We start from the raw sequence: 13,697 nt of genomic DNA on the forward strand, positions 1-13,697 counted from the left end.
TGGCCCGGGGTCACGACGGCCCGAGGGTCAGGAGCGGCGGCGCACCTTCCCGCCGAGCCACACCAGCACCGCCGCGACACCGGCCGCGATCAGTGCGGCGGGGACGACCGGCAGCCCGTCGTCGGCGCTGAACAGGTCGGTCAGGGACCCGTCGGCAGGACCGGACGACGCCGCGGCGATCGCGGCGGCGGGCAACGGGACGACGGTGACGTCGCTGGGCAGACCCTCGCTGGCGACCACGAGCCCGGTGGAGTCGGCGGTGAAGCTCACCGCCTCCCCCTGGGGGGCCTCCGGGAGCGCGATGCGGGTCGGCTCGCCGGCCAGGGCACCGACGACGTCCGCCCCCGCCAGCGCCCACACGTAGGCGTCGGTGTACGTGCGCAGCGCCAGCCGGCTCCCGTCGGCCGCCACCGCGCCACCGGTGACCATGAGCTGTCCCGCACGGCCCACCGGTCCCCCGGGCGTGCCGGTCACGGTCAGGTTCACGGCGGCGACCTCGACGAGGCCGACCGTGCCGCCATCGAGCAGGTCGGCCACGGGGCGGTAGACCTTGCTGGCGCCGAGGACCTCCTTGGAGACCAGGTAGGGGACGCCGTCCGGTGCCAGCAGGAGCGCCTCGACGTCGCGCGGGCCATCCGGGTAGGCCAGCCGGTACAGGCCGGTTCCGCCGTCGGGGCGCAGCGCCAGCAGGGCCACCGTCGTCCGGTCCCCCTGGTTGTCGCCGGTGTCGGCCACCCAAACCGTCCCGTCCGGGCCGACGGCGAGGTCCTCGGGGTCGTAGGGGTCCACGTCGGCACCCTGCACCGTCACGACCTGGCAGCCGGCGTCGAGCAGGTAGACGTCGATCCGGTCGCCACCGTCGTTGATCGCCAGCATCTGGTCTCCCACGGCGACGAGTCCCGACAGTTCGGGCAACCGGGGATCGGTCAGCTGGCAGCGGGTCGAGGGCGCAGCGGGGTCGGCCGCCGCCTGCTCGGCTGCCGCAGGCAGCGCCGGACCGAGGACGAGCGTCGCGGCGAGGGCGACCCCCGCTGCCAGACGCCGTCCCCCGACGCCGCTAGGCGGACGGCCGGCCTGCTCGGGCACCGACCCAGCGTGACAGGACGACTCCGTCGAGTGCGTGAACCACGCCCAAGAGCACCAGCCCGACGGCCGCCCCGACGACGGCGTCGGTGACCCAGTGGAAGTCCAGCGACACCATGGCGATGCCGGTCGCGACCGGTGCGGACACGGCGAGCCACCAGAGCGTCCGCTGCACCCGTGGCGCGAGCCCGAACTCCACCGCCTGCCACCGCGCGACGCCCCACATGAGCACCGCGTTGGCCACGTGCCCCGAGGGATAGGAGGCGCCGTCGCGGTAGAAGAAGGACCCGGGATAGGCCGGCGCCGTCCGTCCGGTCCCGTACTTGAAGCCGTAGACGACGACCGTCAGCAGCGCGAGGGCGACCAGCACCCGGACCAGCGGGAGGACCGTGCGCCGCCACCACGCGAGGTAGCCGACCAGCACGGCGAGGACGATGAGGATGAACCCCCGCCCGCCGAGCTGGGTGACCGCCCACACCGGCCAGTAGGCGGCGGAGTCCTTGAGGTCCCAGGCGCTGACCACCTCGGAGACCCGCAGGTCCATGCGCTCGAGGATCCCGCGGCTGAGCAGGTCCGCCGTCACCGCCACCGTCACCAGCAGGGCGACCGCCAGCGCCCACCACGAGGGACGGCCGGCGGCGACGACCGGCTCCGCGGACGCGGGGACGTCGTCCGGCGGCAGCGGGCCGCCCGGACGCCGCCGAACCGCGCCGCTGGTCACGAGGCCACGGTACCGGCCCGTGACCCGATCGTGATCTCGCCCGACCGGGTGGTGCGGCGCCGGTCAGGCGACCGGAGCGCCGAACTCCTGCAGGGCCGCGGCCAGCGCGCCGTCCACCCGGGCGGCGAGCCGGGTGCCGTCGGGCTCGTGCTGCTCGCTGAGCACCTCGCCGTCCCGGTGCACCCGGGCGACCAGGTCACCCCGGTCGTAGGGGACCAGCACGTCGACGTCGACGTCGGGGTGCGGCAGGCGGGCCGCCAGGACCTCCCGGAGCTGCTCGATGCCCTCCCCCGTGCGCGCCGACACCCACACCGCTCCGGGCAGGGCGCGCCGGAGGGTGAGCACGTCGTCCTCGGTCATCGCGTCGACCTTGTTGACCACGATGAGCTCCGGCACGGCCGCCGCGTCGATCTCCCCCAGGACGACGTGGACGGCGTCGATCTGGCCGAGCGGGTCGGGGTCGGCGCCGTCGACGACGTGCAGCAGCAGATCGGCGGCGGCCACCTCCTCGAGCGTCGAGCGGAAGGCGTCGACCAGCTGGTGCGGCAGGTGCCGCACGAACCCGACGGTGTCGGTCAGCGTGTACTCGCGGCCGTCGGGTGACTCCGCCCGGCGCACCGTGGGGTCGAGGGTGGCGAACAGGGCGTTCTCCACGAGCACGCCGGCACCGGTGAGCCGGTTGAGCAGGCTCGACTTGCCGGCGTTCGTGTAGCCGGCGATCGCGACGCTGGGCACGGCGTTGCGTCCGCGGCTGGCCCGCTGGGTGGCCCGTGCGGTGGCCATGCCGGCGATCTCCCGGCGGAGCTTGCTGACCCGCGCCCGGATCCGCCGACGGTCGGTCTCGATCTTCGTCTCACCGGGACCGCGGGTACCGATGCCGCCACCGCCGGCCACCCGGCCACCGGCCTGGCGGGACAGCGACTCACCCCAGCCACGCAGGCGCGGCAGCATGTACTGCATCTGGGCGAGCTCGACCTGCGCCTTGCCCTCCCGGCTGGAGGCGTGCTGGGCGAAGATGTCGAGGATCAGCGCGGTCCGGTCGACCACCTTGACCTTGAGGATCTTCTCCAGCTGGTTGAGCTGGCCCGGGGTCAGCTCGCCGTCGCAGATGACCGTGTCCGCGCCGGTCGAGGCGACGATGTCGCGGATCTCGGCGGCCTTGCCGGAGCCGACGTAGGTGCCCGCGTCGGGCTTGTCGCGCCGCTGGCTGACCGCCTCGAGGACCTCGGACCCGGCGGTCTCGGCGAGAGCGGCGAGCTCGGCCAGGGAGCGGTCGGCGTCGGCTTGCGTCCCCTCGGTCCAGACCCCGACGAGCACCACGCGCTCGAGACGCAGCTGGCGGTACTCGACCTCGGTGACGTCGGCGAGTTCGGTGGAGAGTCCGGCGACCCGGCGCAGGGCACCGCGGGCCTCGCGCTCGTAGGAGCCGGTCGTGTCGTCGTCCTCGTCCCACTGCCCGGCCGGGGCGGGGCGGGTCGGCTCGTCGGCGGGCGCTACGACGGCCCGCTCCTCGGCGACCTCGTGGACGGCGCGGTCGTGTGCTGTCGTCATCGTGTCCAGCGTGGCAGACCCCAGCACCTGGGGCATCTGAGTTGTCATCGCCCGTTACAACACCGCCACCCCGGACAACCATCCCGGCAGGCGTGCCGGGTCCGCGGGCGGGTAGGGCCCGACCACGACCGAACCCGAGGAGGGCCCGATGAGTGAGACCGGAAGCAGCAGCCTGGGCGCGGACAGCGAGCTGGACGACCCGGGTCGTGACCCCAAGGGCCTGGGCGTGCCGCGCAACCCGCTGGGCGGCGGTCCGGACCAGGACAGCGGCAGCGGCCAGCCGAAGGGCAGTCCCGGCACCGCCGGGCAGTCGATGATGCCCGAGGCCCCGGACGAGTCGGAGAACCTGAGGTCGGCCGACAAGACGGAGTGAGCCGTCAGCCGGCGAGCCACTCTGCGGTGAGCTCGCCGGCGGCCACGACCACCGCGGGGCCGGTCAGCACGGTCGTCCGCTCGTCGACCTGCACGGTCAGCCGGCCGCCGGGGACGTCGACGGCGACCGTGCCCGTGGGCGTCCCGGCGTCCTCGAGGGCCGCCCACGCCGCCGCGCAGGCGCCGGTGCCGCAGGACCGGGTCTCGCCGACCCCGCGCTCGGACACCCGCAGCCGGATGTGCGCGCCGGCCGCCAGCACGTTGACCACCTCGACGTTCACGCCGTCGGGGAACAGCCCCGGATCGACGACCGGCGGTGTGGTCAGGTCCAGCGTGGCGACGTCGGTGTCGGTGAGGCAGACGAGGTGCGGGTTGCCCATCGAGACGGCCCGACCCGGGAGGGCCGTCCCGGGCAGTTCGGCCTGCCCGCGACCGAAGGGCCGCGCCGGGCCCATGTCGACCCAGTAGCCGTCGGCGGCGGCGCCCACCCGCCGGGGGCCGCCGCGGGTGCCGACCAGGACGCCGTCCGCGCACGCTGACCGGTCGAGCAGCCCCTCGGTGACCAGCACGTGCAGGAACAGCCGGATGCCGTTGCCGCACATCTCGGCCAGGGACCCGTCGGCGTTGCGGTGGTCCATGAACCACTCGCAGCGGTCCAGGTCCGCGCCGAGGGCGTCGGCGGCGTCGGGCACGTGCACGCTGCGGACGACGCGCAGCACGCCGTCCCCGCCCAGACCGGACCGCCGCTCGCACAGCCGGCGCACCATCGCCGCGTCCAGCCGGTCCTCCGGCCACCGCGTGCCGTCGGGGTCGGGGAGGACGACGAAGTCGTTCTCCGTGCCGTGCCCCACCAGCACGCGGTTCCCGGTCACGCGCCGATCGTAGGCGCGGCGACCAGGGCGGCCGCGGCGTCGACCAGGTCGGACCGTCCCGCGTCCAGCCAGGTGGTGGCCGGGTCGCGGCGGAACCACGAGCGCTGACGGCGGACGAACCGGCGGGTGGCCGTGACGGTGCGCTCGCGGGCCTCGTCCGCGGTGAGGTCGCCGTCGAGCTGGGCCAGCACCTGGGCGTACCCCAGGGCGCGCGAGGCGGTGGGGCCCTCGCGGAGACCGTCGGCGGCCAGCGCCTGCACCTCGGCGACGAGTCCGGCGGCCCACATCCGCGACACCCGGGTCGCCACCCGCGCGTCGAGCTCGGCCGGCTCGCGGTCCAGCCCGACGACGACGGCCGGGTAGTGCGGCCGGGGCTCGGGCAGGCTCGCGCGGAACGGCCCGCCGGTGATCTCGACGACCTCCAGGGCGCGCACGATCCGACGCCCGTTGCTCGGCAGCACGGCGTCGGCCGCGGCCGGGTCGCGTTCCCGCAGCCGGGCGTGCAGCGGAAGGGACCCGAGTTCGGCGAGCTCGGCCTCCAGCCGGGCCCGGACGACGGGGTCGGTACCGGGGAAGTCCAGTTCGTCGAGGACTGCGCGCACGTAGAGCCCGGAGCCACCGACCAGGAGCGGCACCGTGCCCGCGGACCGCAGCCGGTCGATCACCCTGCGGGCCTCGCTCCGGTACTCCGCCACCGACGCCGCCTGCCGCACGTGCCACAGGTCGAGGAGGTGGTGCGGCACCCCGGCCCGCTCCGCGGCGTCGGGCTTCGCCGTGCCGATGTCCATCCCGCGGTAGAGCTGCATCGAGTCGGCGTTGACCACCTCGCCGCCCAGCCGCGCCGCCAGCGCGACGGCCAGGGCGGTCTTCCCGGTGGCGGTCGGCCCGACCAGCGCCACCACCGGTGGCCGGCCGCTCATCGGACCACCCAGTCCGCGACGAGGTAGCCGACCCCGAACGGCGCCTGCTCGGCGTGCAAACGGGCGGTGACCGGCCGGCCGGCGAGGACGGCGCCGAGTGCCCGCCAGGTCGGCACTCCCGAGGCGAGCAGCCGCTCCCCCTCCGCGGGGTCGAGTCCGGCCAGGGCGCGGGCGTCCCCGGCGCGCAGTGCGGCGGCCACGGCGGCGTCGAAGGGTGCGGCCGCCTCGTCCAGGTACCCGGGCGCCTTGGCGGTGCGCCGCGCGGTCCCGTCGCCCATCGCGAGGACGCCGACCGGCCCGGGGAGGCCGTCGAACGCGCCGGCCAGGTCGTCGGGCCCCACGCCGAGACACAGGCCGGCGTGCCCGGCCTCGCCCAGCAGCCAGGCGCCCAGGGTGAGCGCCAGCGGCGTGCGCCGGCCGCCGGGCCGCAGCCGCCCGGCGAAGGGCACGGTGAGGTCGACGCCGAAGCCACGCAGGTCACCGCCGTCACCGGCGCCGAAGCGTCCGCGGGCGTCGTGGCCCACGACGAGCACCACCTCGGGCCGGACCGACAGCATCGCGTCGACCGCCTCGGCGCAGGCCGCGCGCAGGCGGGCGGTGTCGGCTGCCGCGCGGCCGGCCACGGCAGGGTGCAGCAGCGGCGGGCACGGGCAGAAGGCGACCGAGACGGTCACGGGGCCGGGTTCGACCACCCCGTCGACCGGGGGTGGAGCCGGAACGGAGCTCACCGCAGCAGTGTCCCGGATGCGGCGTGGGAGACTGCGGTGCGTGTCGAGCACGGAGAACCCCGCAGACCACTCGCAGCAGCTGCCCACGCCGGATACGGCCGGTTCCGAGGCGGTGGCCCCCGAGGCGGGGACGGCGGCGGCGCCCACGCCCGGCGACGCCGCTCTCGCCGACCCGACCGTGGAGCCGGGCCCGGACGCCACCCCCGAGGTGGCCGGACTCCCGGCAGAGGCCACGACCGAGATCAGCACCCCGGTGGATGCCGCGCCCGAGGTGGGCAGCCCCGCGGACGCCGGCCCCGAGGCCGGCAGCGCCGCGGACGCCGGTCCCGCGGTGAGCAGCCCCGAAGGCGTCGCCCCGGCCACCGGGGAGCCCGGCCCGGCGGCCGCGGAGCAGCCGGCAGCCGTCGTCCCTGAGACGGCCGTGCCGGACGCCGTCGTCCCGGGGACGGTCGTCCCGGCCCACGCACCGGCGCCGTCCGCCCCCGCGGAGCACGCCGAGGGCGCCGTCCCGCCGTCGGACCCGGCCCAGTGGGGGCGGGTCGACGACGAGGGCACGGTGTACGTCCGGACTGCGGACGGTGAGCGCGCGGTGGGCTCGTGGCAGGCCGGGGAGCCGGCTGCCGGGCTGGCGCACTACGCCCGGCGCTACGACGACCTCGCCACCGAGGTGGCGCTGCTCGAGGCCCGGCTCAAGGCGCACACCGGCAACCCGAGCGAGATCAAGGCCAAGGCGCAGGGCCTGGCGGAGTCCATCCCGACCGCCACCGCGGTCGGCGACCTCGACGGGCTGGCCGCCCGGGCCCGGGCGATGGTCGAGACGGCCGACTCCGCGGCCGCCGAGTCCCGCGCCGAGAAGGCGGCTGCCCGCGCCGCGCAGGTCGCCCGCAAGGAGGCGCTGGCCGCCGAGGCCGAGCAGCTGGCCGCGGAGTCCACTGCCTGGAAGGCCGCCGGCGACCGGCTGAAGGCCATCGTCGAGGAGTGGAAGACCATCCGCGGGATCGACCGCAAGACCGACGAGGCGCTGTGGACCCGGTTCGCCGCCGCCCGGGACGCCTTCGGCCGCCGCCGGGGCGCGCACTTCGCCGCCCTCGACGCGCAGCGCGGTGAGGCCCGGGCCGCCAAGCAGGAGCTGATCGCCGAGGCGCAGCGGCTGTCCTCCTCGACCGACTGGGGCGCGACCAGCGCGGCCATGCGCACGCTCATGGACCGCTGGAAGGCCGTGCCCCGCATCGGCCGGGACGGCGACGACGACCTGTGGAAGCAGTTCCGCGCCGCGCAGGACGCCTTCTTCTCCGCCCGCACCGAGTCGGACAAGGCCCGCAACAGCGAGCAGGTGGCCAACCAGCAGGCGAAGGAGGAGATCCTCGCCGAGGCGGAGAAGCTCGACCCCGGCACGGACCTCCGTGGGGCGCAGAACGCCCTGCGCAAGCTGCAGGAGCGCTACGACGCCATCGGCCACGTCCCCCGGGGGGCGATGCGCAGCCTCGAGGACCGGATGCAGGCCGTCGAGCAGCGCGTCCGCGGCGCCGTCGACAACACCCGCGCCCGGGTGGCCCCGGAGAACCCGATGGTCACGTCGATGCGGGCGGCGGTGACCAAGGCCGAGGAGCAGCTGGCCAAGGCCGAGGCGGCGGGCGACGCCCGGCGGATCACGGAGGCGAGGGCCAACCTGGAGACCCGCCGGGAATGGCTGGCCGAGGCGGAGAAGGCCGCCAGCCGCCGCTGACGACGACGGGGGGATGCCCGTGACGACGTTCGTGCTCGTGCACGGCGCCTGGGGCGGGGCCCACGGGTTCCGGCACGTGCGCCGGATGCTCTCGGCCGCCGCGCAGGAGGTCTTCACCCCGGGTCTCACCGGCATCGGTGAACGGGTGCACCTGGTCAGCCCGCAGGTCCGCCTCGGCACGCACGTCGCCGACGTGGTCAACCTGGTCCGCTACGAGGACCTCGACGACATCGTGCTGGTCGGCTTCTCCTACGGCGGGATGGTGGTCACCGGGGCCCTGGACGCCGTCGGTGACCGGGTGCGCCACCTGGTCTACCTCGACGCCTTCGTCCCTGCGGACGGCGACTCGCTGTACGGGCTGGTCGGCGCGCCCGCGACGGGCCTGCAGCAGCCGGGCGAGCCCTGGCTGGTCGAGGGTCCGCAGCGGCGGTACGACGACCCGGCGGAGGCCGCGTTCTCCGCCCCGCGCCGGACGCCGCACCCGGTCGGCTGCTTCACCGAACCGGTGCGGCTGTCGCGGCCGCTGGAGGAGTGGCCGTTCACCCGCACCTACGTCCGGGCCACCGCCGACGAGCCGGGGGTGCCGGCCAACCCGGCGTTCGAGGCGGCCGCCGCCCGGGCGCGGGCCTCGGAGGCCTGGCACCACCGGGAGATCGACACGACCCACCTGGTGCCCCAGAACCGCCCCCGCGAGCTCACCGACCTGCTGCTCGAACTGGCCTGAGGGCCTCGTCCGAGGCTCACCGCGAGCCTGCGAGCGGTGAGGAGGACGGGTCCTCCTTCAGGCTGGCGCGCCGATCCGGGGCATGCCCAGGAGCACGCCGGGTGTCGTCGGCCTCGTGCCCGCGTCGGCGGCGTCGCCGGCCCGGGTGCGCCGGTGTGACAGCAGGGCGCCGTCGGCCATCAGGTGGTGTGGGGCGGCCTGGGTCACGACGGTCTCCACGACGTCACCCGGCCGGACGCCGTCCGCCGCCGTGAAGTGCACGAGCCGGCCGTCGCGGGCCCGGCCGGACAGCCGGCCGCGTGCGGCGTCCTTGCTCCCCTCGCCCGCCGCGACGAGCAGCTCGACCCTGCGGCCGATCTGCGCCCGGTTCTCCGCCCAGCTGATCTCGTCCTGCAACGCGGTCAGCCGCAGGTAACGCTCCTGGACGACGTCCTTGGGCAGCTGGTCGTCCATCTCCGCCGCGGGCGTTCCCGGGCGCTTGGAGTACTGGAAGGTGAAGGCGCTGGCGAAGCGGGCCTGGCGGACGACGTCGAGGGTCTGCTCGAAGTCCGCCTCGGTCTCGCCGGGGAAGCCCACGATGATGTCGGTGGTGATCGCGGCGTCGGGCATGGCCGCCCGGACCCGGTCGATGATCCCCAGGTAGCGCTCCTGCCGGTAGCCGCGGCGCATGCGCCGCAGCACGTCGTCCGAGCCGCTCTGCAGCGGCATGTGCAGCTGGTGGCAGACGGCCGGCGTCTCGGCCATCGCCGCGATGACGTCGTCGGTGAACTCGCGCGGGTGCGGGCTGGTGAAGCGGACCCGCTCGAGGCCCTCGATCCGGCCGGTCGCCCGCAGCAGGTCGGCGAAGGCCCCGCGGTCGCGGAACTCCACGCCGTAGGCGTTGACGTTCTGCCCGAGCAGGGTCACCTCGAGGACGCCCTGGTCGACCAGCGCCTGCACCTCGGCGAGGATCTCGCCGGGACGGCGGTCCTTCTCCTTGCCGCGCAGCGCCGGGACGATGCAGAACGTGCAGGTGTTGTTGCAGCCGACGCTGATCGACACCCAGCCGGAGTAGGCGGAGTCCCGCTTGGCCGGCAGGGTCGAGGGGAAGACCTCCAGCGACTCCGCGATCTCGACCTGCGCCTCGGCGTTGTGCCGGGCCCGCTCCAGCAACGCCGGCAGCGAGCCGACGTTGTGGGTGCCGAAGACGACGTCCACCCACGGGGCGCGGCGGACGATCTCCCCACGGTCCTTCTGCGCGAGGCAGCCGCCGACGGCGATCTGCATGCCGGGATGGCCGTCCTTGACCGGCCGCAGGTGGCCGAGGTTGCCGTACAGCCGGTTGTCGGCGTTCTCCCGCACCGCGCAGGTGTTGAGGACGACGACGTCGGCGTCGTCCTCCTCCCCCGCGGCGGTGTAGCCGGCCGCCTCCAGGAGGCCGGAGAGGCGCTCGGAGTCGTGCACGTTCATCTGGCAGCCGTAGGTGCGGACCCGGTAGGTCCGCGCCGGGGCGGAGGGGTCGGTGCGGCTCAGGTCGGTTCCCATGACGACAGCGAGGGTACGGCGCAGCACCCTCCGGTGAGCCGCGTCACCCGGCCGGTGGGTTCGTTACGCCTTCGTGATCGCCGCGTTCGTCCCGTGTACGCGGCCGGCCCTAGGGTCGCGGAGGTGACCAGCCTCGCCAAGGGAGAGCCTCTCGTCCGGCTCACCGGCGTCAACAAGTGGTTCGGCGAACTGCACGTCCTGCAGGACATCGACCTGTCGATCGACCGCGGCGAGGTCGTCGTGGTCATCGGTCCCTCGGGCTCGGGCAAGTCGACGCTGTGCCGCGCGATCAACCGCCTGGAGGCGATCGAGCAGGGCGAGATCACCATCGACGGTCAGCGGCTGCCCGAGGAGGGCAAGGAGCTGGCGCGGCTGCGCGCCGACGTCGGCATGGTGTTCCAGAGCTTCAACCTCTTCGCGCACAAGACGATCCTCGAGAACGTCACCCTCGGCCCGGTCAAGGTCCGCCGGAAGCCCAAGGCCGAGGCGGAGCAGCGGGCCCGTGAGCTGCTCGACCGGGTCGGGGTGGGTGCGCAGGCCGACAAGTACCCCGCCCAGCTCTCCGGCGGCCAGCAGCAGCGGGTCGCGATCGCCCGGGCGCTGGCCATGGACCCCAAGGTGATGCTCTTCGACGAGCCGACCTCGGCCCTCGACCCCGAGATGATCAACGAGGTCCTCGACGTCATGACCGGGCTCGCCCGCGACGGCATGACGATGGTCGTCGTCACGCACGAGATGGGCTTCGCCCGCCGGGCGGCCAACCGGGTCGTGTTCATGGACGCCGGCCGGGTCGTCGAGGCCGCAGACCCCGAGACGTTCTTCACCCGCCCACAGTCCGATCGGGCCAAGGACTTCCTCTCGAAGATCCTCAACCACTGAGCCCGACAGGAAAGGAACGCACATGCGCATCACCCGCTACGCCGTCTCGATGACGGCGCTCGGACTCGTCCTGGCCGGCTGTGGCAGCGACGCCGGCGAGCAGGCCGAAGGAGCCGCCGACAGCACCGTCGAGGTGCAGGAGGACGCCGAGTTCCCGGCCGGGACGACGATGGCCGAGCTCGCCGAGGCCGGGTCGATCACCATCGGCACGAAGTACGACCAGCCGGGCTTCGGACTGCTGAACCCCGACGGCGTCCCCGAGGGCTTCGACGTCGAGATCGGCAAGCTCGTCGCCGCCGAGCTCGGCATCGCCGCCGAGGACATCGAGTGGGTGGAGACGGTGTCGGCCAACCGGGAGCCGTTCATCCAGAACGGTCAGGTGGACATCGTCGTCGCGACGTACACCATCAACGACGCACGCAAGCAGCTCGTCGACTTCGCCGGCCCGTACTACGAGGCGGGTCAGGACATCATGGTCGCGGCCGGCAACCCCGACGGCATCGCCGGTCCCGAGGACCTCGCCGGCAAGAACGTCTGCTCGGTCGAGGGTTCGACCCCGGCGCAGAACATCCGGGACAACTACCCCGAGGCCACCCTCACGCTGTTCGACGTGTACTCCAAGTGCGCCGACGCCCTGACCAACGGCCAGGTGGACGCCGTCACCACCGACAACGTCATCCTCACCGGCCTGGTCGCCGGCAACCCCGAGGGCTTCGAGCTCGTCGGCAACCCGTTCACCGAGGAGCCCTACGGCATCGGGCTGGAGCTGGGGAACACCGAGTTCCGCGACTTCATCAACGACGTCCTCGAGGAGTCCTTCGAGAACGGCGACTGGGCGGCCGCGTGGGACCGCACCGCCGGCGCCATCACCGGCGAGGACGCCCCCGAGCCGCCGCAGGTCGACCGCTACTGATCCCCGGGGACGCCGCCGGGCGGGTGCTGACCCGCCCGGCGGCGTCCCGCCGGTCCGGCCTCGGGAGGAGGCGCCGTGCAGTTCTTCGTCGACAACCTCGACCTCTTCTGGGACGCGTTCCTGACCACGCTGAGCCTGTCGCTCCTGGCCGGGCTGCTGGCGCTGGTGCTCGGCACGCTCCTGGCGGCCCTGCGGGTCAGCCCGATCACGCCGCTGCGGGCGCTGTCCACCTTCTACGTCGAGACGTTCCGGAACACCCCGCTGACGGTGGTCTTCTTCTTCGTGATCTTCGGCCTGCCGCAGATCGACTTCGTGATCGACTTCTTCCCGGGCTCGGTGCTCGCCGTGGGGCTCTACACGGCCGCGTTCGTGTGCGAGGCGGTCCGCTCCGGCATCAACGCCGTCCCGGCCGGCCAGGCCGAGGCCTCCCGCGCCATCGGGCTGACCTTCAGCCAGTCGCTGCGCGAGGTCGTCCTCCCCCAGGCGTTCCGGACGGTGGTGCCGCCCCTGGGCAACGTGCTGATCGCCATGGTGAAGAACACCTCGATCGCCGCCGGCTTCTCGGTGAGCGAGCTGAGCTCGCTGCTCCCCCGCCTGGTCAACGCCAACGCCGGCGAGCTGATGCTGGTGCTGCTCGGCGTCGTCGTCTGCTACATGGTCATCACGCTGCCGGCGGCGTTCGTCCTCAGCCGCGTCGAGCGACGGGTGGCGATCCTCCGATGAGCAGCACGCTCCTGTTCGACCTCCCCGGGCCGAAGGCCCGGGCCCGGATCCGCATCGCCACGATCGTGGGCGGCCTGGTCGTCCTGGCGGTCATCGGGTTCGTCCTGTGGCGCCTGGGCGGGAACGGGCAGTTGGACCCGCAGCGCTGGGCGGTGCTCACCGACACCCGCACCGGCGTGCCCCAGGCGCTGGGCGAGGCCCTCGTGCGGACCCTGCGCGTGGCCGCCGTCGGGATGGTGCTGGCGACGCTGTTCGGCCTGCTCCTGGCGGTCGGGCGACTGTCGGACCACCGGTGGGTGCGGATCCCCACGGTCACGGTGATCGAGTTCTTCCGGGCCATCCCGCTGCTGGTGGTCATCTTCGCGCTGTACTTCGTGCTGCCGAAGTTCGGCATCCAGATCAGCGCCTTCGCCGCGCTGACCGGCGGTCTCGTGCTCTACAACGCCGCCGTCCTGGCCGAGATCTTCCGCGCCGGCATCCTCTCGGTCGACCGGGGCCAGCGGGAGGCCGCCTTCGGGCTGGGCATGCGCAAGTCCCAGGTCATGAGCCTGGTACTGCTGCCGCAAGCCGTGCGGCGGATGCTGCCGGTCCTCGTGGCCCAGCTCGTCGTCCTCCTCAAGGACAGCTCGCTGGGGTTCATCATCAGCTACTTCGAGCTCCTCCGGCAGGCCCGGAGCCTGGTCGAGTTCTTCACACCCCGCTTCGGCAACGAGTACACGTTCCAGCTGTACGTCGCGGCCGGGCTGATCTACATCGTGCTCAACGTGCTGCTCTCCCAGCTGGCGAAGTACGTCGAGCGGCGCACGCGCCGGGACAAGAAGACGGCCGCGACCGCCGAGGTCGCGGGGTCGGCCGAGGCCCCGGTCGGCGCACCCACCGGTCCCGCCTGAGCGAGGTGCCCCCGGCCGACCGTGCCCCCCGGCCGGGACCGGGCACAGGGTCACGTCCACCACCCCGGCTG

14 protein-coding genes are annotated in these 13,697 nt (G+C 74.2%); 7 read left to right on the forward strand and 7 right to left on the reverse strand.

Features of this window, described 5'->3' with window-relative positions:
- Window positions 1–27: 27 nt before the first annotated feature.
- The 3 genes from GCU56_RS04730 to hflX form a co-directional block, all read right to left on the reverse strand.
- Window positions 28–1,086: a hypothetical protein gene (locus GCU56_RS04730; RefSeq protein WP_345771633.1), complete on the reverse strand. Its 1,059-nt coding sequence runs from the start codon at window positions 1,084–1,086 to the stop codon at window positions 28–30.
- Window positions 1,058–1,804, reverse strand: coding sequence for a phosphatase PAP2 family protein (locus tag GCU56_RS04735; protein ID WP_345771634.1), 747 nt, complete (start codon window positions 1,802–1,804; stop codon window positions 1,058–1,060). Before GCU56_RS04735 ends, GCU56_RS04730 begins: the two co-directional genes overlap by 29 nt.
- A gap of 63 nt (window positions 1,805–1,867) precedes the next feature.
- Window positions 1,868–3,355 (reverse strand): GTPase HflX, encoded by a 1,488-nt coding sequence (hflX, locus tag GCU56_RS04740; RefSeq protein ID WP_239521747.1) that lies wholly within the window; start codon window positions 3,353–3,355, stop codon window positions 1,868–1,870.
- 148 nt (window positions 3,356–3,503) lie between these two features.
- Here hflX and GCU56_RS04745 point away from each other — a divergent pair, with 148 nt between their 5' ends.
- The gene (locus GCU56_RS04745; protein ID WP_163480358.1) at window positions 3,504–3,728 is read left to right on the forward strand and encodes a hypothetical protein; all 225 of its coding nucleotides are present in this window, start codon (window positions 3,504–3,506) and stop codon (window positions 3,726–3,728) included.
- Between the two features lie 4 nt (window positions 3,729–3,732).
- On the opposite strand, the gene dapF is transcribed toward GCU56_RS04745, so the two are convergent.
- The 3 genes from dapF to GCU56_RS04760 are packed head-to-tail and all read right to left on the reverse strand — an operon-like array spanning window position 3,733 to window position 6,247.
- The gene (dapF, locus tag GCU56_RS04750; RefSeq protein WP_345771635.1) at window positions 3,733–4,599 is read right to left on the reverse strand and encodes a diaminopimelate epimerase; all 867 of its coding nucleotides are present in this window, start codon (window positions 4,597–4,599) and stop codon (window positions 3,733–3,735) included.
- Window positions 4,596–5,519, reverse strand: a complete 924-nt coding sequence (miaA, locus tag GCU56_RS04755; RefSeq protein WP_163480359.1) for a tRNA (adenosine(37)-N6)-dimethylallyltransferase MiaA — start codon at window positions 5,517–5,519, stop codon at window positions 4,596–4,598. Before miaA ends, dapF begins: the two co-directional genes overlap by 4 nt.
- Window positions 5,516–6,247, reverse strand: coding sequence for a hypothetical protein (locus GCU56_RS04760; protein ID WP_345771636.1), 732 nt, complete (start codon window positions 6,245–6,247; stop codon window positions 5,516–5,518). The genes miaA and GCU56_RS04760 overlap by 4 nt, the downstream gene beginning before the upstream one ends.
- Window positions 6,248–6,287: 40 nt before the next feature.
- On the opposite strand from GCU56_RS04760, the gene GCU56_RS24425 reads away from it, so the two are divergent.
- A complete protein-coding gene (locus GCU56_RS24425) occupies window positions 6,288–7,973 on the forward strand; it encodes a DUF349 domain-containing protein (RefSeq protein ID WP_163480360.1) in 1,686 nt (561 codons plus the stop codon).
- Between the two features lie 19 nt (window positions 7,974–7,992).
- Window positions 7,993–8,697: an alpha/beta fold hydrolase gene (locus GCU56_RS04770; protein ID WP_163480361.1), complete on the forward strand. Its 705-nt coding sequence runs from the start codon at window positions 7,993–7,995 to the stop codon at window positions 8,695–8,697.
- 57 nt (window positions 8,698–8,754) lie between these two features.
- Here the strand turns inward: GCU56_RS04770 and miaB are convergent, their stop codons facing one another.
- Complete coding sequence (gene miaB, locus GCU56_RS04775; RefSeq protein ID WP_163480362.1) at window positions 8,755–10,221, reverse strand: tRNA (N6-isopentenyl adenosine(37)-C2)-methylthiotransferase MiaB; 1,467 nt, start codon at window positions 10,219–10,221, stop codon at window positions 8,755–8,757.
- A gap of 123 nt (window positions 10,222–10,344) precedes the next feature.
- Between miaB and GCU56_RS04780 the strand changes: the two genes are divergently transcribed.
- The 4 genes from GCU56_RS04780 to GCU56_RS04795 all read left to right on the forward strand — a co-directional run bounded on the left by GCU56_RS04780 (window position 10,345) and on the right by GCU56_RS04795 (window position 13,626).
- Entirely contained in the window at window positions 10,345–11,100 is a 756-nt protein-coding gene (locus GCU56_RS04780; protein WP_163480363.1) for an ATP-binding cassette domain-containing protein, read from the forward strand.
- 22 nt (window positions 11,101–11,122) lie between these two features.
- Entirely contained in the window at window positions 11,123–12,013 is an 891-nt protein-coding gene (locus GCU56_RS04785; protein WP_163480364.1) for a glutamate ABC transporter substrate-binding protein, read from the forward strand.
- 75 nt (window positions 12,014–12,088) lie between these two features.
- Complete coding sequence (locus tag GCU56_RS04790) at window positions 12,089–12,736, forward strand: ABC transporter permease subunit (RefSeq protein ID WP_163480365.1); 648 nt, start codon at window positions 12,089–12,091, stop codon at window positions 12,734–12,736.
- Window positions 12,733–13,626 (forward strand): amino acid ABC transporter permease, encoded by an 894-nt coding sequence (locus GCU56_RS04795; RefSeq protein WP_163480366.1) that lies wholly within the window; start codon window positions 12,733–12,735, stop codon window positions 13,624–13,626. The genes GCU56_RS04790 and GCU56_RS04795 overlap by 4 nt, the downstream gene beginning before the upstream one ends.
- Window positions 13,627–13,697 lie beyond the last annotated feature (71 nt).

The organism is Geodermatophilus sabuli (assembly GCF_010686765.1).
GTDB lineage: Bacteria > Actinomycetota > Actinomycetes > Mycobacteriales > Geodermatophilaceae > Geodermatophilus > Geodermatophilus sabuli_A.

Excerpts from the sequence above, each read along its gene's own strand:
- miaB (WP_163480362.1), bottom strand. The coding sequence starts at position 10,221 with ATGGGAACCGACCTGAGCCGCACCGACCCCTCCGCCCCGGCGCGGACC.
- miaA (WP_163480359.1), bottom strand. The coding sequence starts at position 5,519 with ATGAGCGGCCGGCCACCGGTGGTGGCGCTGGTCGGGCCGACCGCCACC.
- GCU56_RS04785 (WP_163480364.1), top strand. The coding sequence starts at position 11,123 with ATGCGCATCACCCGCTACGCCGTCTCGATGACGGCGCTCGGACTCGTC.
- GCU56_RS04745 (WP_163480358.1), top strand. The coding sequence starts at position 3,504 with ATGAGTGAGACCGGAAGCAGCAGCCTGGGCGCGGACAGCGAGCTGGAC.
- GCU56_RS04795 (WP_163480366.1), top strand. The coding sequence starts at position 12,733 with ATGAGCAGCACGCTCCTGTTCGACCTCCCCGGGCCGAAGGCCCGGGCC.
- hflX (WP_239521747.1), bottom strand. The coding sequence starts at position 3,355 with ATGACGACAGCACACGACCGCGCCGTCCACGAGGTCGCCGAGGAGCGG.